Below are 17,394 nucleotides of genomic sequence, written 5' to 3'. Positions count from 1 at the left end.
CTCTCGGTTGGCGAAGATGATCAGTGGAAAAGGGCCGTTTCGTCTTGGACACGCATGCCGACCAAGTGGGGGCTTTGTCTACCCTTCGTGGGCAAGAGTGACAAACTCCGCACGTGTGTGTCTTGTGTCACAGTGAGTGGCAGGGTTACCGCAAAGTAACCGCCACGCCGGCGAGAGGGCTGACGTTATGTTCGGTCGACTGCGGATCCTGATGACTGCGGCGCTCGCCGTCGCCTGCGTGGTGGCCGGGTTACCGGCCAGCGCCGCGCCGCCGAAACCGGCGGCGGCGACGGACTACTGCCAGGGGCAGTGCAACGACATCCTGCCGCCGGGGGAGAACGGCAACGCGACGCTGCTGGACATTCTCGGCAACCGGACCATTGGGACGCGGCCGGCGCACACCGATGACCAGCTCGGTCCGTACGCGAAACTGGCCAGTCAGTACACCGGGCTCACCAACGGCCAGCTGAACACTTTCTTCGACAACTCCTCCTTCGGCGTGCCGGCCGACCAGGTGGCCAGCACGATCTCACCGCGCAGCGACGTGACGATCGTCCGGGACAAGGCCACCGGCGTACCGCACATCACCGGCACCACCCGGTCCGGGACGGAGTTCGGCGCCGGGTACGCCGGTGCCGCTGACCGGCTGTGGACGATGGACCTGCTCCGCCATGTCGGCCGTGCGACGCTGACCGGCTTCGCCGGCGGGGCGCCGTCGAACCGGTCGTTCGAGCAGAGCCTGTGGGCCGGTGCGCCCTACACCGAGCAGGACCTGCAGGCCCAGATCGACCGGCTGGCCAGCTCGTCGTCGCGCGGTCAGCAGGCGCTCGCGGACGTGAACGACTATGTCGCCGGCGTCAACGCGTACATCACGCAGGCCGTCTCGAACCGCAACTTCCCCGGTGAGTACGTGCTGACCGGCCACATGAACGCGATCACCAATGCGGGCAGCATTGATCCGTTCAAGCCGACCGACCTGATCGCGATCGCGGCGGTCATCGGGGCGTTGTTCGGCAGTGGCGGCGGAAACGAGATCGCCTCGGCGCAGGTGAAGGAGGCCGCTGAGGCCCGCTACGGAGTGGCGCAGGGCGATGCGATCTGGCAGTCGCTGCGGATGGCCGAGGACCCGAGCGCGGTCCAGACTGTCCACAATGGACAGTCGTTCCCGTACGGCCAGTCGCCGGCGCACCCGGTGGGTACGGCGATGCCGGACCCGGGATCGGTGACCGCGCAGGGACTGGTGGAAAACCCGACCGGCTCGGCGACCAACGCCAAGACGGCCAAGGCGCCGGCCAAAGCCGCGCAGCAAACCAGTGGAAAGAAGCCGAACGTACGCGATCTTTCGTCGGTCAAAGGCATTTTCAACGACGGCGTCTTCGGTCCTGGGTTCGCCCAGGGCGTCAAGCACAGTATGTCCAACGCGATGGTGGTTTCCGGGCCGTACACCGACACCGGTAACCCGGTCGCCGTTTTCGGTCCACAGACTGGCTATTTCGCGCCACAGCTGCTGATGCTCGAGGAGCTGCAGGGGCCTGGTATCAGCGCTCGTGGCATCGCCTTCGCCGGCATCAGCCTCTATGTGCTGATCGGCCGCGGGCAGGACTACTCGTGGAGCGCGACCTCGGCGGGCCAGGATGTGACCGATTCGTACGCGGTCACGCTGTGCGAGCCCACTGGCGCGCCAGTCACCCAGAACTCGCTTTCCTATCTCTACAACGGACAATGCGTGCCAATGGAGCGGCTCGCCGTACACGACGCGTGGGCCCCGAACACAGCGGACTCGACCGCGGCCGGGTCGTACGACCTGGTGCGCTATCGGACGAAGTACGGCCTGGTTTCCTATCGGGGCAAGGTCGGCGGGCAGTTCGTGGCGTTCACCAGCCTGCGGTCGAGTTATATGCACGAGGCGGACTCCATCCTGGGCTTCGGTGAATTCAACGACCCGTCGGTGATCACCTCGCCGCAGGCTTTCCAGCGCGCGGCCGCGGACATCAACTTCACCTTCAACTGGTTCTACGTCGACTCCAAGCACACCGCTTATTTCAACTCCGGAGCCAATCCGCTCCGAGCCGCGAACGTCGATCCCAATTTCCCCGTCCAAGCGCAGGCCGCCTATCAGTGGCAGGGCTGGAATCCAGCCACGAACACCGCGCAGTACACGCCGGCCTCCCAGCACCCGCAGTCGATCGACCAGGATTACTACGTCAGCTGGAACAACAAGCAGGCGGCCGGATTCGCGGCCAGTGACTACGGCCAGGGTTCGGTGCACCGGGTCGATTTGCTGGACAGTCGAATCAAGGCGATGGTGACCAGCGGGCAGAAGGTTTCCCGCGCGTCGCTGGCGAAAGCGATGGAGGATGCGGCGCTGACCGACCTACGCGCCGAGGACGTGTTGCCGGTGCTGTTGCAGGTGCTGGACAGCGCGCCGATCACCGATCCGGACGTGAGCGCCGCGGTCGCCAAGCTGCGGGCCTGGCAGCAGGCTGGTGGCAAGCGGCAGGAGACCAGCTACGGCAGCCAGCAGTACGCCTCCGCCGACGCGATCCGGATCCTGGACGCCTGGTGGCCGCTGCTGGTCAAGGCGGAATTCTCGGCCGGCATGGGCGACTCTCTCTACCAGGCCCTCGCGTCCGCTCTGCCGATCAACGAATCGCCCTCCGGGCAACAAAACGGCGATGTCGGTGGCGGTTCCAGCCTGAACGACACGCAGCCGCACAAGGGTTCGTCGTTCCAGAACGGCTGGTGGAGTTACGTGAACGCGGACCTGCACCAGGTGCTCGGCCACCCGCTAGCCAGCCAGCTCGGCACCACGTACTGCGGCGGCGGCAACCTCGCGAGCTGCCAGCAAGCGCTGGTCAGCAGCCTCAAACAGGCTGCCGCGATGCCAGCGACGCAGGTCTACGCGGCCGACGCGGACTGCTCGGCGGGCGACCAGTGGTGTGCCGACACGATCATCCAGCACCCGCTGGGCGGCATCACCGACGGCAAGATCAGCTGGCAGAACCGGCCCACTTACCAGCAGGTGGTGCAGTTCCCGTCTGGTCGCGGTTAGTAACGAACGCTCGAATGCCCGCGGCTCCGGCCGCGGGTCATTCGTCTGTGGAATTCGAACATTAGTTCGAGAAATAGTGTCGATGGCCAGTTTTGGCCGTACGCACGGACAAGGATCGGTGTTCGCGCCCTGGTTAATCGCACAGCGATATTGTCCATCGAACCCGTGACCGGTATCGTCGCGGCGAGCGATCTTGGTCAGTTGTCCTCATCCGACCCGGCAGATGGGTTTGCGGGCCAGGTCGCCGATCTGTCGGGATGAGTCGTCGCGCCGTGGGCGTGTCGGCACTCGGAGAGGGCGGAACGCGCGGGATGTCGGGGAGCTCATGACGCTGAGACGCGATCAGCGGCTGTGGGCCGAGCATCTACGGGTGGGCGACGACCTGTGGTTTATCGCCCACGAGGACCGCACTGGCCGGCCACGGGTGAGTCAGGTCGCGTTGGACTGCGGAATGGCGGGTGCCCTGCTCGGGGAGTTGGTGCTGTCCCGCAACATTCAGGTCCGAGAGGGCCGGATCCATGTTCTGACAGGAAAACTCCCGGACGACCAGACCACTCTGGAGATTCTGGAGAACATTCTCGCCGAGCCACACCACGACCTGCGGACTTGGCTGAGTTATCTGAGCCAGACCGCGGCGGCGGTGGTCACCGAGCGGCTGGTACGTGCCGGCATGCTGGAACCACAGGAAACGCGGCGTTTTTTCAAGACAGTCATCGTGCACCGGCCGTCTGACCAGGAAGGCGCTTTCTGGCGATCTGGTCGACTGGAAGCGGCTCTGGCCGGTTCGCGTGGCCAGACCACCTGGGGGGAGATCTATCTTGGTGGGCTGCTGGAGGCGATCGGTCTGTTGCAGGTCGACCTGTGGGATGACGCGGCCGCGATAGCTGCTTTCGTCGCCGGCGTGATAGCCAAGGCCGATCCCTCCCTGCGCGAAATCACCACTACGGTGCACAGCCTCATCGGCGAGGCGGTACTCAAAATCCGGCACTAGTTTTGGCCCACTACCCCCACAATTCTGGAGCTTTGGACGATGGCCCAATCCCCCACTGTCGCGAGCCGCCCGAGCGTCGTGTCGTCGACGCTCGCGGCGAACCGGCTCGGCATCATGCACGTGGTCTTTTTCGTCATCACCGCGGCCGCGCCGCTGACGGTGATCGCCGGTATCGTTTCCACCGGCTGGCAGGTCACCGAAATCAAGGGCCTGCCGCTTGCCTTCCTGCTGGTGGCGGTCGTATTAGCGCTGTTCTGCGTGGGATACGTCGCGGTCGCGCGGCGGATCCGCAATGCCGGCGCTTTCTATACGTACATCGCGAAAGGGCTAGGCAAACCGCTCGGAGTTGGCGGCTCGTTCATCGCCTTGTTCGCGTACGGCCTGATGCAGTGGTCGACGTACGGCGCGATCGGTTTCACCCTGTCGACGTTGGTGCATGACAAGACCGGTGCCACCGTGCCGTGGTACGTCTTCGGCCTCGCGGCCTGGGCGTTGGTGGCGATCATGGGCCTGCTGAGAGTCGATCTGAACAGCCGGGTGTTGGCGGTCGCGCTGGTCGCCGAGGTCGTCGTCGTGGTGATTTTCGACATCATCGACGTGGCGCATCCATTCGGCGGCAGCGTCAGCTTCACCACCCTGTCGCCGGCCAGCCTGTCCGGTGCCGGGCTCGGCATCGCGCTGGCGATCGCGGTGACCGGCTTCATCGGGTTCGAGGCAGCCGCGGTTTTCTCGGAGGAGTCCAAAGAATCCGACCGTACGGTGCCGGCCGCGACCTTTCTCTCGCTGGCCCTGATGGCGGTGCTCTATGCCGGCTCGGCGTGGGCCATGGCCGTCACCATCGGTGCGGACAACCTGCACAAGGCCGCGACGCAGTTCAGCAGCACCCTGCCGGCCGCCGTGGTGGCGACCAAGGTGGGCGGCAACATCGTCATCGACATCGGCCAGATCCTGTTCGCGACCTCGCTGATTGCCGCGGCGCTGTCGTACCACGGCACCTGCTCCCGCTACACTTTCGCGCTGGGCCGCGAAAGGGTGCTGCCGGCCTTCCTCGGCCGGACCGGCATTCGTAGCAACGCCCCGAAATATGCCTCGATTGCGCAGAGCGCGGTAGGTTTCCTGCTCGTCATCGCGTTCGCGATCTCCCACGCCGACCCGCTGGTCAACTTCTTCTTCACTTTTGGCACCGCCGGCGCTTTCGGAGTCCTGCTGCTGATTACCGGAACGTCGTTCTCGGTGATTGGTTTCCTGGCCCGCAATCCAGAAGGCGAAACGCTGTGGCAACGGCTGATCGCGCCGGTGATCGCATGCTGTGGTCTGTTGCTGATCATTTACCTGATCCTGTCCAACTTCGGTGCGCTGCTGGGTGATCCGGCATCTCCGCTGCGATTTGTCTTCCCAGCCATCTACACGCTTCTTGGTGTTGGTGGGGTTATTTGGGCGTTGTTCCTGCGGAGCACCCGGCCGGGCGTTTACGCGGCGATCGGCCTGGGCGCGGCGGCCAGCAGCGCGACGCCGTTCACCAGCCCGGGTCCCGCACCGCTGCGTGGCCGTACCCCAGGTGGGCGGTCATGACGGGCGAAGTCTCCATTCGGCGGGCCGACGCTACCGAAGGCGCGGCGGTAGCGCAGGTCATCGCCACTTCGTTCCACGACCTCGACGTGTCCCAGTGGCTGGTGCCCGATCCGGCCGACCGGGCCCGGATTTTCCCTTCCTATTTCCGGATAGTCGTCGATCTTGCCTTGGCGCACGGGACGGTCCTGGTAGCACCGGACTATTCCGGCGTGGTGGTGAACCTGGCGGTGCCTGGTCCAGACCCGGAGGACTACGACGAGCGGCTGGCCGAGGCCTGCGGTCCGTGGGTCGATCGCATGCAAACCCTCGACGAGGCGATGCACGGCGCGCACCCGACCGGGCGCGGCGCGCATGACTACTGCGCGCTCTTCGGGGTGATGCCGCAATACCAGAACAAGGGCCTCGGATCCGCACTGTTGAACGCGTGGTGCGAGGCCATGGACTCCACTGGTACGCCGGCGTACTTGGAGGCGAGCAACTCGAACAGCCGACGGTTCTACGAGCGGGTCGGATTCGTCGACTGCGCGGAGCCACTGCCGCTGCCATACGAAGGTGAGCGAATGTACCCGATGTGGCGGGACCCCGCACCGAAGTAACCCGCGGATGCGCCGCGGCCGCACCGCGGGCCTGGCGGCCCCAGCCACGCCCGCGCGGCGGCCGGAGGCCGCCCAGGTTCGTGGTGGTGGGGTGCCCGGTTTTTGGGTGCCCCGGCGATGCGAACCGGATGTGCCGCCGGAGGAACTGCGGCCTTCAACTCAGCCATGCCCGCGGCGGCCGGAGGCCGCCCAGGTTCGTGGTGGTGGGGTGCCCGGTTTTTGGGTGCCCCGGCGATGCGAACCGGATGCGCCGCCGCAGGAACTGCGGCCTTCAATTCAGCACTGCGGCCTTCAACTCGGCGGTCCGGCCCGAAACTGTCGGTGGGGCGCCTGAAGGTGGTGGGGAGGCACCAGGCAGCATCGGACCTGGGCCGCGGGCGCCGAGGGGGAGATTCGGGTGAGCAAGCAGGGCAGGCGGCGGCGCGTTCAGGAAGATCGGACGAGCGCGCCGGGAGGGCAGCCGACGCTGTCGCAGGTGGTTATCTCCTCGCTGGTGTCGGCGGCGCAGGATCTGCGCGCCGGCAATGAGGACGCGCCGTACCTGACGGCTGGGGTGCTGGCCGATCGGCCAGCGCACGAGCGGCCGGCGGTGCAGCGGGCAGTGGCCGAGGTCACTGGGATCTATCTGCGCAATCTGGCTGTTGGCGGCTGGCTACCGGAGGATCTCGTGCAGATCAGCAACCGGCGGCTCGGCTCCGGGCCGCCGGCGTCCTTCCTTACCGACCAGCTGGCCGCGTTCTGCCAGGGATATGCGCAGAGCACCCTGGACGACCGCTGGAAGGACCAGTTGGCGCAGCTGGAGGCGACGCTCTGGTGGGAGCCGGACGAGCCGCATCTCGGCCAGTGGATACGGCGCGAGGGGCTCGGGCTGCTCAAGACCCTGCTGATGGTGATCGAGCTGCTGGCCCTGCTCGGCGGGCTGCCGGCGCTGCCGGTGATCGTGCCGCCGCCGGGCAGCGGAGTGGCTGGCGGTGGCCGGCATCACGCGGCCGACGCGAAGGTGCTCGGCAAGGTGCGGGCGCTGCTGGCCAAGGCCGAGTCGACCGAGTTCGACGAGGAGGCCGAGGCGCTGTCGGCCAAGGCGCAGGAGCTGATGAGCCGGTACGCGCTGACCGAGGCGATGCTGGAGTTCCAGCGTGGCGCCGACCCGAGGGCGACCACGCATCGGTTCTGGCTCGACGATCCCTACGCGACAGCCAAGTCCGTGCTGGTCAACGAGGTGGCGACCGCCAACCGATGTCGTACGGTGCTGCACAGCAACCTCGGGTTCGTGGCGGTGCTGGGCGACCCGGTGGACGTGGACTCGACCGTGCTGCTGGCCACCTCGCTGCTGGTTCAGGCGACCCGCGCGCTGGTGTCCGCCGGCCGGCACGTCACGCGTACGGGCCAGTCGCGGACCCGCTCGTTCCGGCAGGCCTTCCTGCTGTCGTATGCGAACCGGATCGGCGAGCGGCTGACCGCCGCCAACGAGGCGACCGCGGCGGACGTGTCCAGCGCAGGCGATCTGCTGCCGGTGCTGGCCAGCAAGGCGCTCGCCGTCGAGAACCTGATCGCGCAGGACTACCCAGCCTTGGAGAGCAAGCCGATCAAGGTCCGCAACGAGGCCGGCTGGGGTGCCGGCCGGGCCGCCGCGGACGCGGCTCAGCTGGGGCTGGACCGCAAATCCATGCGGCAATGAGCCTGTTCTAAAGGAGCGCGCGTCTCGTCGTACGCTGACGTCCATGCCGATGAAGACGCGCGCTCCACTCGTACCAGGTCAGCTGGCGCCGGCCCGCAAGGTGCCAGCGGACATCCCGCGGCCGGAGTATGTCGGGCGCAAGGCGCCCACGCCGTTCCGAGGCAGCGAGGTGAAGTCGGCGGACGTGATCGAGCGGATGCGGATCGCCAGCCGGATCGCCGCGCAGGCGCTGCAGGAGGGCGGCAAGCAGGTCCAGCCCGGGGCGACCACCGACCGGATCGACGAGGTGATCCACGAGTTCCTCTGCGACCACCACGCGTATCCGTCGACGCTGGGCTACCGCGGTTTCCCGAAGTCGTGCTGCACGAGCCTCAACGAGGTGATCTGCCACGGCATCCCGGACTCGACCGTCATCCAGGACGGCGATATCTGCAACATCGACGTGACCGCGTTCATCGGCGGCGTGCACGGCGACACCAACGCGACCTTCCTGGCCGGCGAGGTGAGCGAGGAGGCCCGGCTGCTGGTGGAGCGTACGCACGAGGCCACCTTGCGGGGCATCAAGGCGGTGGCGCCCGGCCGCAAGATCAACGTGATCGGCCGGGTCATCTCGTCGTACGCCAAACGCTTCGGCTACGGAGTGGTGAGGGACTTCACCGGCCACGGTGTCGGTGAGACGTTCCACAGCGGGCTATACGTGCCGCATTACGACAATCCTGAGCTGCAGACGGTCATCGAGACCGGGATGACCTTCACCATCGAGCCGATGATCACCATCGGCGACTACCGGCACGACACCTGGGAGGACGGCTGGACCGTGGTCACCAAGGACCGCAGCTGGACCGCTCAGTTCGAGCACACCCTGGTGGTCACCGACGACGGCTGCGAGATCCTGACGGTGCCCTAGTCTCCTTGGTCGCTAGAACGCAGGACACTAGCGAACCCGGGTGAGAACCGCGTACCAGTCGGGCGTGTCGACTCGGCGTAGGTCCGCCATCTGCCACTTCTCCCGGCCGATGACGAAGGTTTCGCCGGGCCGCAGGTCCCTGTTCGCCGGCGCCGCGTCGGTCGCCTTCACCGCCAGCACCACGCTGGGCGTGCCGTCGTCCTCGCGGGAGGCGCTGACGCCGGTGATGGTGCCGGCACTGGTCGGGTGCTCGACCCCGTGCCGGATGATGAGCTTGTTCGCTGGGTATGTCATGAGGTCTTGGGCGCGGTCCTGGTGCGTCGGGATGGGTGGGCTGGGCATGAACGTACGGGCAGAACCATGCCATGTCCATCATGCGGCGGGCTGACATCGGTGTTCGGTGACGCCGGCCACACGAAGAGGCAGGTTTTGTCGTTGGGGGCCGGCATTATGAGGGCATGACTCTCGATGCGGTGATCTTCGACTGGGGCGGCACCCTGACACCTTGGCACGTTATCGACGTGGCCGATTCCTGGGCGGTTTATGCCCGGGCGTATGGGTCTGTCGACGCGGACTCGGTGACCAGGGCGCTTGCGGCGGCCGAGGAAAACGCGTGGTTGCGCAGCCGGGACGAGCATCGCAGCACGACGTATGCCGACATCGTTCGCTCGGCGGGCCTGGAGCCCCTTGGGGAGGCGCATGACCGCGCTTTCGCGGCATACCAGGAGTGGTTCGCGCCGCACACCTTCATCGATCCGGACGTGCCGCCGCTGTTCGCCGCCCTCGCCGAGCGCGGCCTCAAGGTCGGCGTCCTGTCGAACACGATCTGGCCGCGTGCGGCACATGAGGAGGTTTTCGCTCGGGACGGCATCCTCGACCTGATCGACGGCGCCGCGTATACGTCGGAGCTGCCGTGGACCAAGCCGCATCCGAAAGCCTTCCAAGCCGCGATGGCCGCTGTCGGTGCGACGGACGCGAGCCGTTGTGTCTTCGTCGGTGACCGGCTCTTTGACGACGTCTACGGCTCCCAGGCGGTCGGGATGAAGGCGGCCTGGGTGCCGCATTCGGAGATTCCGGCATGGCAGCGCGGTCACACCGAAGGTGAGCCCGACGCCGTCCTGCACCGCCTGTCCGAGCTGCTGCCCGCCATCGACCAGTGGAGTAACAAAGGCGCCGTTAGCGGTTGACCAGCGCCTGGGCTGACTCGATGACCATCGCGGCATAGTCGCGTACGTCCCGGCGGCGGGACAGGTGGGTGGGGTAGAGCGACCGGCCACCCGCGCCGGTACGCAGCCGCAACGCCTCTTTGGCGATCCGGTGCCATCGCGCTGCGAACGTTCCCAGTGCGTAATGGCACGCGCCCTGTTTGGACGCGATGTTGCCGGTCGCGAGCGTGTAGTGCAACCGTGTCACCCCTGGCACAGTCCACGACGTCTCGAAGTCGCTGAGTGACACCACGCCGGCCCGGCTGGCCAGTCGCGTCGAGCGGTCCAGCCGGCGCCGCCAGTAGTGGTCGAGGTTGCCGGTGGTCCACCGGGTGAGCAGCTCCGGATCCGTCCAGATCTCCAGGTCGGCGGGCTGTGGGCCGCGAAGGGGCACGCCATAGCGGGCCAGCGTGTGCCAGGTGACCGGGTTGGGCGGGCTGCCGTCTGGGGTGAAGCGGCCGCCGTGGCTGCGGGGGCGGCGGCGGTCGTCGGCGCCCCCGCGCGGAAGGTCCTCCCACGTCACGTACACACCGTCCAGGAACGGGCGGCGGCGGTTACGGAGCTTCGCGTGCACCTCGGCCAACGTGCCGAGCGCGGTCGTGTCCGGCCGGTCGGCCGTGACGGCGACGAAGTCGATATCGCTGCTGTGCGGCTGGAAGTCGCCGAGCGCGGCGGATCCTTCCAGGTAGAACCCCTCGACCAGGCCAGGGGCCAGCGCGTCGACGGCTTCCAGATAGCCGACGACCGATTCGGTCACCATCGAATGAAGAGGCATCGGAGTTAGTTTGCAACGACCGCTTTTCACCCTGTGATCAGGGGCCTACCCACTGAATCGGAAGATGTCCGGATTGTAACCCGATCAAGGTTTTCGTCGGGTTGAAATGCCTTGACGTGAGTCGGTCAACTGCCTGGGAAAGCGACCGTGGCGGGGCTGTTCGGCGTGGCGCGCTGTCGCCACTGGGTGGCTCTCACGGCCGTCTCGGTGAGCGCTTGTACGGCGGCCTGCCGGTCGGCTCCCTGGGTGGCCGGGACCGCGGCCCGCCAGAGCCCGGCGAGCCGCTCCTCCAGGGTGACCGCGAGCCGGCGGCCGTCCGCGCCGGTGGTGACCGCGAAGGGCAGTTTGTACGCGGCGCTCGCGGCTTGCGGGATGACCCCGGCGGCGGTCAGCTGAGTGACGAGACTGTCCCGGCGGTGCTGGTGGGCGGTTTGCGAGTCCTGTGCCAGCGCCAGGTCGTTGCCGGTCAGATGCGCGCCGATCACGCCGTAGGCGTAGTTGGCCGCGTGTTCGCCGGCGAGCGCGGCTTGGAGCGCGGCGGCGCCGGTCAGGCTCATGTCAGCACCTCGAGATGGCTGGCCTCGGCCGCCGCGAGGCTGGCCAGCAGGGCGGCCTCGGCGTCCGCGGCGATGAGGCAGCCGGCCACCGCGGCCGTGGTCTGCTGCTTTTCCAGGCCCGCCAACGTCTGCCGCGCACTGCTGGACGATCCGCCGGCGAGCGAGCCGTCCGGGGTCACCGATCCGTGTTGTCCCGATGGCGACGGAGATGGATCGGGATCGGGATCGCGCCGGGCCAGCAGCGCGGCCAGCGCCTTGACGTGGGCGGCGTGGTCCGCTCGTACGCCGGCGAGCTGGTCGGCCAGCGAGCTGTGGCCGCCGATTGCCGAGTCGTAGCCGGCCAGCAATGCCTGCTCCGCCTTCAGCAGGCTGGTCAGCGCGGTGGTGACCGGATCCGGCGCGGCCGGCGCGGCGGGCTCACCCGTACAGCCAGCGACCAGACCCGTACCGCCAGCAACGGTGAGGGACGCGACGGCAGTCAGCATCGCTCGCCGGCTTTGCCCCACCTGTCCGCCTTTCGCTGCCGGCCACCGGAAATCGGCCCGGCGACTAGTACGTCATTGTTCCAGCCGGGTACGACGGCGGGCGGATCGGGGAGCCGCTATCGGGTCCCATACCAAACCGGTCCACGACCGCCGCGAGATCTCCATGTGAGCCGACCGTCCCCGGAGCGGATATCCTCGCGGCAAGTGGTTTGAGCGGCCATAACTGCACAGGGCGCCGGCTGGGGGAGTTGTCCGGCCGGGGCCGTCGCGTCGGTTGGGGGAGGTGCCCGTGGCGGGTAGGACATCGAAGCAGTCACCGGCGGCGCGGGAGCGCGCCGGCCGACCCAAAGCCGTGCAGACACCGGAAAAGAACCGGCGAACGGCGGCCGAGTTGCGGCCGGCGGTCCGGCAGGTGGTCGAGACGGCCGGGTATGACCTGGAGGACCTGACGGTCAGTCGGGCCGGCAGGCGGGACGTGTTGCGGGTGGTCGTGGACCGCGACGGCGGCGTTGACCTGGACGCGGTCGCCGAGGTGTCGCGGGAGATCTCCCGCGAGCTGGACCGGCACGACGACGGTTTCGACAGCCCGCCGTACACCCTTGAGGTCACTTCACCGGGAGTCGACCGGCCGCTGACGCAGCCACGGCACTGGCGGCGTAACGTCGGTCGGCTGGTCGCGGTGACCGCCGCCGGCACCGGGCTGACCGCCCGGATCGCGGCCGCTGACGAGTCCGGCGTCCGGTTGAACACCGACGACGGCGCGCGGGACTGGGAGTACGCGCAGCTTGGGCCCGGCCGGGTGAAAGTGGAGTTCGGCGCGGCTACCACCCAGAAAACCGCTGAGCAGCCCAGCGGCCAGCAGCGTGACGAAGAGGAGTCGCCGTGAATATCGACATCGCCGCACTGCGGGCGGTGGAGCGCGAACGGGAGATCTCGTTCGACACCATCATCGCGGCCATCGAGAGCGCGCTTCTCACCGCGTACCGACACACCGACGACGCCCACTCGCACGCCCGGGTGGAAGTGGACCGCAAGACCGGGCAGGCCCGGGTGTGGGCCACCGAGACCGGGCCGGAGGGCGAGGTGCTCCGGGAGTACGACGACACTCCGGCCGACTTCGGCCGGATCGCCACCATGACCGCGAAGCAGGTCATCCTGCAGCGGCTCCGGGAGGCCACCGACGACGTGACCTTCGGCGAGTTCGTCGGCAAGGAGGGCGAAGTCGTCGCCGGCATCGTGCAGCGCGACAACGCCCGGGCCGAGCGTGGTCTGGTGCAGGTGTCGCTCGGCAAGATCGAGGCCACCCTGCCGCCGGCCGAGCAGGTGCCCGGCGAGCAGTACACCCACGGCTCCCGGCTCAAGTGCCTGGTGATCGGCGTCACGAAGGGTATGCGCGGCCCGCAGGTCACGCTGTCCCGCAGTCACCCGAACCTGGTCCGGAAGTTGTTCGCGCTGGAGGTCCCGGAGATCGACGACGGCACCGTGCTCATCTCCGCGGTGGCCCGGGAGGCCGGTCACCGGTCCAAGATCGCGGTGAGTACGAAGGCCGAGGGCGTCAACGCGAAGGGCGCCTGCATCGGGCCGATGGGTTCGCGCGTACGAGCGGTGACCAGCGAGCTGCACGGCGAGAAGATCGACATCGTCGACTACTCCGAGGACCCGGCCGAGTTCGTCGGCAACGCGCTGTCGCCAGCGAAGGCGCTGAAGGTCGAGGTGGTCAGCGCCGCCGAGAAGTCCGCCCGGGTGACTGTGCCGGACTACCAGCTGTCGCTGGCGATCGGCAAGGAAGGCCAGAACGCCCGGCTCGCGGCCCGGCTGACCGGCTGGCGGATCGACATCCGCAGCGACGCCGCCGACGGCGCTGGGACGCAAGACCCACGGCCGCAGAACCGGGCGGCCGGTGGGCCGCCGCCGGGTCGCCGGCCGAAAAGTCTTCCGGACTCCACGTCCGGTCATGCTCCTCGTACGACGGCGGGGTAGACTAACTACGGCTCGGTGCCCGGGTCTGGTTTTACGGCGTATTTTTCACGTGACTTTCGTACGATCTGGAGCGTTGACATCTCTGACGGTCCGGTTCGCACGTGCGTGGGTTGCCGGGAGCGGGCAGTGGCCACAGATCTTCTGCGTGTGGTCCTGGTCGGACACGAGGTAGTGGCCGACCCGGCACACAGGCTGCCGGGACGAGGGGCATGGTTGCACCCCGTCGAGGGTTGTCTCGCATTGGCGGAACGGCGGCGCGCCTTCGGGCGCGCATTGCGTGTGTCCGGGTTCGCGCCCGACACGGCGACCGTTCGTACGCATGTGGCGCAGCGGTAACGCAAGAGTGTGGATCACCAGATCCGCGCCAGAGAACAGAAGTGAGTCGATCCGGTATGAGCACGCGATGAAGTCGCCAGCATGAACAGGCTTCAGCACTAACCGTGGGATCGAGCGGGTCAGCCGCCGGTCCCGGTAAGGAGACCAGTGGCAGGCAAGGCCCGCGTCCATGAGCTCGCCAAAGAGCTCGGGGTGGAAAGCAAGACCGTTCTCGCCAAGTTGAAAGATCTGGGCGAGTTCGTGAAGTCCGCGTCGTCGACGGTGGAAGCACCCGTGGCGAGGCGGCTCCGGGAGTCGTTCGTCGACCCACAGCCGGCAGCGTCCGGCGGTTCAGCGCCGGCCAAGAGTGCCGGCAAACCCAAGTCTTCCGCCGCGCCCTCAGCGCGGCCTACCGCACGTCCGGGCCCCGGTCCCAAGCCCGGTCCCCGGCCGCCGGCCGGCCCCGCGCCGAGCGCGCAGAGCGTCGAGGCCAAGGCCGCCGAGACCCGTGTCGCGGAGATTCGCGCAGCTCAGGAAGCCGCTCAGGCAGCTTCGGCGGCGGCGCGCGCGGAGAGCGCGGCACCGGCCGAGCCGGCTGCCGCGGCAAGTGGCACCGACGCTCCGGCGGCTCCGGCCGGCCCGCAGTCCGGTGGCCCGCGACCAGCTTCTCCCGGTCCGCGGCCCGGTCCGCGGCCGCCGGCGGCGTCGCCGCGTCCAGGCCCGAACTCCGGCGGCGGTGGCCGCACGGGTGGCGGTCGTGGCGGTCCGGCGCGTCCGGGCAACAATCCCTTTGGGGTGGGTGCCGGCACTCCGGCGCCGCGCGCCAACCCGCGTCCCGGCCCAGCCCAGGGCGGTGGCGGTGACCACGCCGGCAGCCCGGCTCCCGGTGGCGCACCCAACCGCGGCCCGCGCCCGGGTCCGGCCTCAGGCATGCCGCCGCGTCCCGGTGGCGGTCAGGGTGGCCCCGGCGGTCCGCGTCCGAACCCGGGCATGATGCCGCCCCGGCCGAGCCCGGGCAGCATGCCGGCCCGTGGCCCGCGCCCCGGTGGCGGCGGTCCCGGTGGCCCAGGTGGCGGCGGCCGTGGTGGCCCAGGTGGTGGCGGTGCCGGTGCTGGTCGTCCCGGTGGTGGCGGCGGCGGTGCTGGTCGTCCCGGTGGCGGTGGCGGCGGTGCTGGTCGTCCCGGTGGTGGCGGTGGCGGCGGATACCGCGGCGGTCCCGGCGGTGGTGGCGGTGCTGGTGGCGGCGGTGGCGCCCCGGCCGGCGGCGGCTTCCGTCCCGGTGGTGGCGGCGGTCGCCCAGGTGGCGGCGGTCGTGGCCGTGGCGGTACGGCGGGTGCCTTCGGGCGTCCCGGTGGCCGGCCGACCCGTGGCCGCAAGTCCAAGAAGCAGCGGCGCCAAGAGTTCGACAACCTGTCCGCGCCGACGATGCAGTCCGGCGCTCCGCGGGGTGACGGTTCAACGATCAAGCTCGTACGCGGCGCGTCCCTGGCGGACTTCGCGGACAAGATCAACGCGAACCCGGGCTCGCTCGTCCAGGAGGCTTTCAACCTGGGCGAGATGGTGACCGCGACGCAGTCGTGCTCGGACGAGACGTTGATGCTGATGGGAGAGCACCTCAACTACGAGGTGACGATCGTCAGTCCGGAGGACGAGGACCGCGAGCTGCTCGCGCGCTTCGACCTGGAGTTCGACGGCGAGTACGAGTCCAACGAGTACGTCGCGCGGCCGCCGGTGGTGACCGTCATGGGTCACGTCGACCACGGTAAGACGCGGCTGTTGGACACGATCCGTAAGGCCAACGTGCAGGCCGGCGAGGCCGGTGGCATCACCCAGCACATCGGTGCGTACCAGGTGCATGTCGAGCACGACGGCCACGACCGCGCGATCACCTTCATCGACACCCCGGGCCACGAGGCGTTCACCGCCATGCGTGCCCGTGGCGCCGAGACCACGGACATCGTGGTGCTGGTGGTAGCGGCCGACGACGGTGTCAAGCCGCAGACGATCGAGGCGTTGAACCACGCGCAGGCGGCGAAGGTGCCGATCGTGGTGGCCGTCAACAAGATCGACAAGGAAGGCGCCGACCCGGCCAAGGTGCGCGGACAGCTCACCGAATACGGCCTGGTTCCGGAGGAATATGGTGGCGACACCATGTTCGTCGACGTGTCCGCCCGGGCCGACATCAACATCGACGGGCTGCTGAACGCGGTCCTGCTGACCGCGGACGCCGCGTTGGAGCTGACCGCTCCGATCGACGTACCGGCGCAGGGCACCGTCATCGAGGCTCGGCTGGACCGCGGTCGCGGTCCGGTGGCCACGGTGCTGGTGCAGCGCGGCATCCTGCGGGTCGGTGACTCGGTGGTGACCGGTGAAGCCCACGGTCGCGTCCGGGCCATGCTCGACGAGCACCTGGTGCCGGTGAAGGAAGCCGGTCCGTCCAGTCCCGTACGAGTCCTCGGACTCACCGCGGTGCCGGGCGCCGGCGACAACTTCCTGGTCGTGCCGGAGGACCGGGTGGCTCGGCAGATCGCCGACCAGCGGGCCGCGCGCGAGCGCAACGCCCAGCAGGCCGCGACGCGGGCCAGGCCCACCCTGGAGTCGATCTTCGAGCGGCTCAAGGAGGGCGAGAAGACTCAGCTCACCCTTATCCTCAAGGGCGACGTGTCCGGTTCGGTGGAAGCGCTGGAAGACTCGCTGCTCAAGATCGACGTGCTCGACGAGGTCGAGCTGCAGATCATCGGGCGCGGTGTCGGTGCCATCACCGAGAACGACATCAACCTGGCGCGTACGGCCGACGCCGTGATCATCGGCTTCAACGTGCGGGCCGAGCGCAACGCCCGGGACCTGGCCGAGCGGGAGAACGTCGACATCCGCTACTACTCGGTCATCTACCAGGCGATCGACGATGTCGAGGCCGCACTCAAGGGCATGCTCAAGCCCGAGTACGAGGAAGTGCAGCTGGGCACCGCGGAAATCCGCGAGGTCTACCGGTCCAGCCGGTTCGGCAACATCGCCGGCACGCTGGTGCGGTCCGGTCTCATCCGGCGCAACGCCAAGGCGCGGCTCATCCGCGACGGCGCGGTGGTGGCGGACAACCTGGCGATCGAGTCGCTGCGTCGGTTCAAGGACGACGCGACCGAGGTCCGGGAGGGTTACGAGTGCGGTATCGGACTCGGCTCCTTCAACGACATCCGCGTGGATGACGTGATCGAGACCTTCGAGATGCGCGAAAAGCCCCGGAGCTGAGTTTCTGGCGGCAGTGCCTGCCGCGCGCGTCGACT

General features: G+C 68.4%; 15 protein-coding genes. 11 read left to right on the top strand and 4 right to left on the bottom strand.

Annotated features, from left to right (window positions below):
- The first annotated feature begins 187 nt into the window (after positions 1–187).
- The 6 genes from ABD301_RS16720 (at position 188) to map (ending at position 8,796) form a co-directional block, all read left to right on the top strand.
- On the top strand, positions 188–3,052 hold the full coding sequence (locus tag ABD301_RS16720) for a penicillin acylase family protein (protein WP_344311213.1): 2,865 nt from the start codon (positions 188–190) through the stop codon (positions 3,050–3,052).
- 325 nt (positions 3,053–3,377) lie between these two features.
- Positions 3,378–4,043: a GOLPH3/VPS74 family protein gene (locus tag ABD301_RS16715; protein WP_163572829.1), complete on the top strand. Its 666-nt coding sequence runs from the start codon at positions 3,378–3,380 to the stop codon at positions 4,041–4,043.
- A gap of 39 nt (positions 4,044–4,082) precedes the next feature.
- Positions 4,083–5,615 (top strand): APC family permease, encoded by a 1,533-nt coding sequence (locus tag ABD301_RS16710; RefSeq protein WP_344311212.1) that lies wholly within the window; start codon positions 4,083–4,085, stop codon positions 5,613–5,615.
- Positions 5,612–6,211 carry a GNAT family N-acetyltransferase gene (locus tag ABD301_RS16705; RefSeq protein WP_344311211.1) on the top strand — a complete coding sequence of 200 codons (600 nt, stop codon included), beginning with the start codon at positions 5,612–5,614 and terminating at the stop codon, positions 6,209–6,211. The genes ABD301_RS16710 and ABD301_RS16705 overlap by 4 nt, the downstream gene beginning before the upstream one ends.
- Before the next feature lie 397 nt (positions 6,212–6,608).
- Positions 6,609–7,889 carry a DUF2786 domain-containing protein gene (locus tag ABD301_RS16700; protein WP_163572831.1) on the top strand — a complete coding sequence of 427 codons (1,281 nt, stop codon included), beginning with the start codon at positions 6,609–6,611 and terminating at the stop codon, positions 7,887–7,889.
- A 49-nt stretch (positions 7,890–7,938) separates the two neighbouring features.
- Positions 7,939–8,796, top strand: coding sequence for a type I methionyl aminopeptidase (gene map, locus ABD301_RS16695; protein ID WP_344311325.1), 858 nt, complete (start codon positions 7,939–7,941; stop codon positions 8,794–8,796).
- Between the two features lie 27 nt (positions 8,797–8,823).
- Here the strand turns inward: map and ABD301_RS16690 are convergent, their stop codons facing one another.
- Entirely contained in the window at positions 8,824–9,138 is a 315-nt protein-coding gene (locus tag ABD301_RS16690) for a DUF6406 domain-containing protein (protein WP_163572833.1), read from the bottom strand.
- A gap of 116 nt (positions 9,139–9,254) precedes the next feature.
- On the opposite strand from ABD301_RS16690, the gene ABD301_RS16685 reads away from it, so the two are divergent.
- Positions 9,255–9,983, top strand: a complete 729-nt coding sequence (locus tag ABD301_RS16685; protein ID WP_163572834.1) for an HAD family hydrolase — start codon at positions 9,255–9,257, stop codon at positions 9,981–9,983.
- Here the strand turns inward: ABD301_RS16685 and ABD301_RS16680 are convergent.
- From ABD301_RS16680 to ABD301_RS16670, 3 genes are all read right to left on the bottom strand, one after another.
- On the bottom strand, positions 9,973–10,776 hold the full coding sequence (locus tag ABD301_RS16680) for a nucleotidyltransferase domain-containing protein (protein WP_344311209.1): 804 nt from the start codon (positions 10,774–10,776) through the stop codon (positions 9,973–9,975). The genes ABD301_RS16685 and ABD301_RS16680 overlap by 11 nt on opposite strands.
- 125 nt (positions 10,777–10,901) lie before the next feature.
- Positions 10,902–11,333 (bottom strand): ferritin-like domain-containing protein, encoded by a 432-nt coding sequence (locus tag ABD301_RS16675; protein ID WP_344311208.1) that lies wholly within the window; start codon positions 11,331–11,333, stop codon positions 10,902–10,904.
- Positions 11,330–11,839, bottom strand: coding sequence for a hypothetical protein (locus ABD301_RS16670; RefSeq protein WP_344311207.1), 510 nt, complete (start codon positions 11,837–11,839; stop codon positions 11,330–11,332). Before ABD301_RS16670 ends, ABD301_RS16675 begins: the two co-directional genes overlap by 4 nt.
- Before the next feature lie 268 nt (positions 11,840–12,107).
- On the opposite strand from ABD301_RS16670, the gene rimP reads away from it, so the two are divergent.
- The 4 genes from rimP (at position 12,108) to infB (ending at position 17,359) form a co-directional block, all read left to right on the top strand.
- Positions 12,108–12,704, top strand: a complete 597-nt coding sequence (gene rimP, locus ABD301_RS16665) for a ribosome maturation factor RimP (protein WP_344311206.1) — start codon at positions 12,108–12,110, stop codon at positions 12,702–12,704.
- Positions 12,701–13,798 (top strand): transcription termination factor NusA, encoded by a 1,098-nt coding sequence (gene nusA, locus ABD301_RS16660; protein WP_344311205.1) that lies wholly within the window; start codon positions 12,701–12,703, stop codon positions 13,796–13,798. The genes rimP and nusA overlap by 4 nt, the downstream gene beginning before the upstream one ends.
- A gap of 63 nt (positions 13,799–13,861) precedes the next feature.
- Positions 13,862–14,134 carry a YlxR family protein gene (locus ABD301_RS16655; protein ID WP_163572866.1) on the top strand — a complete coding sequence of 91 codons (273 nt, stop codon included), beginning with the start codon at positions 13,862–13,864 and terminating at the stop codon, positions 14,132–14,134.
- 147 nt (positions 14,135–14,281) lie between these two features.
- Positions 14,282–17,359: a translation initiation factor IF-2 gene (gene infB, locus ABD301_RS16650; RefSeq protein WP_344311204.1), complete on the top strand. Its 3,078-nt coding sequence runs from the start codon at positions 14,282–14,284 to the stop codon at positions 17,357–17,359.
- Positions 17,360–17,394 lie beyond the last annotated feature (35 nt).

Origin of the sequence: Fodinicola feengrottensis (assembly GCF_039530045.1) — a bacterium.
In the GTDB taxonomy this organism is placed as follows: Bacteria; Actinomycetota; Actinomycetes; order Mycobacteriales; family HKI-0501; genus Fodinicola; species Fodinicola feengrottensis.
This window is presented reverse-complemented; position numbering and strand designations above follow the sequence as displayed.

Bases quoted from the DNA above. Each gene is read 5' to 3' on its own strand.
- ABD301_RS16715 (WP_163572829.1), top strand. From the start codon at position 3,378: ATGACGCTGAGACGCGATCAGCGGCTGTGGGCCGAGCATCTACGGGTG.
- ABD301_RS16720 (WP_344311213.1), top strand. From the start codon at position 188: ATGTTCGGTCGACTGCGGATCCTGATGACTGCGGCGCTCGCCGTCGCC.
- ABD301_RS16710 (WP_344311212.1), top strand. From the start codon at position 4,083: ATGGCCCAATCCCCCACTGTCGCGAGCCGCCCGAGCGTCGTGTCGTCG.
- ABD301_RS16680 (WP_344311209.1), bottom strand. From the start codon at position 10,776: ATGCCTCTTCATTCGATGGTGACCGAATCGGTCGTCGGCTATCTGGAA.
- ABD301_RS16690 (WP_163572833.1), bottom strand. From the start codon at position 9,138: ATGCCCAGCCCACCCATCCCGACGCACCAGGACCGCGCCCAAGACCTC.
- map (WP_344311325.1), top strand. From the start codon at position 7,939: ATGAAGACGCGCGCTCCACTCGTACCAGGTCAGCTGGCGCCGGCCCGC.
- ABD301_RS16685 (WP_163572834.1), top strand. From the start codon at position 9,255: ATGACTCTCGATGCGGTGATCTTCGACTGGGGCGGCACCCTGACACCT.
- ABD301_RS16705 (WP_344311211.1), top strand. From the start codon at position 5,612: ATGACGGGCGAAGTCTCCATTCGGCGGGCCGACGCTACCGAAGGCGCG.
- ABD301_RS16675 (WP_344311208.1), bottom strand. From the start codon at position 11,333: ATGAGCCTGACCGGCGCCGCCGCGCTCCAAGCCGCGCTCGCCGGCGAA.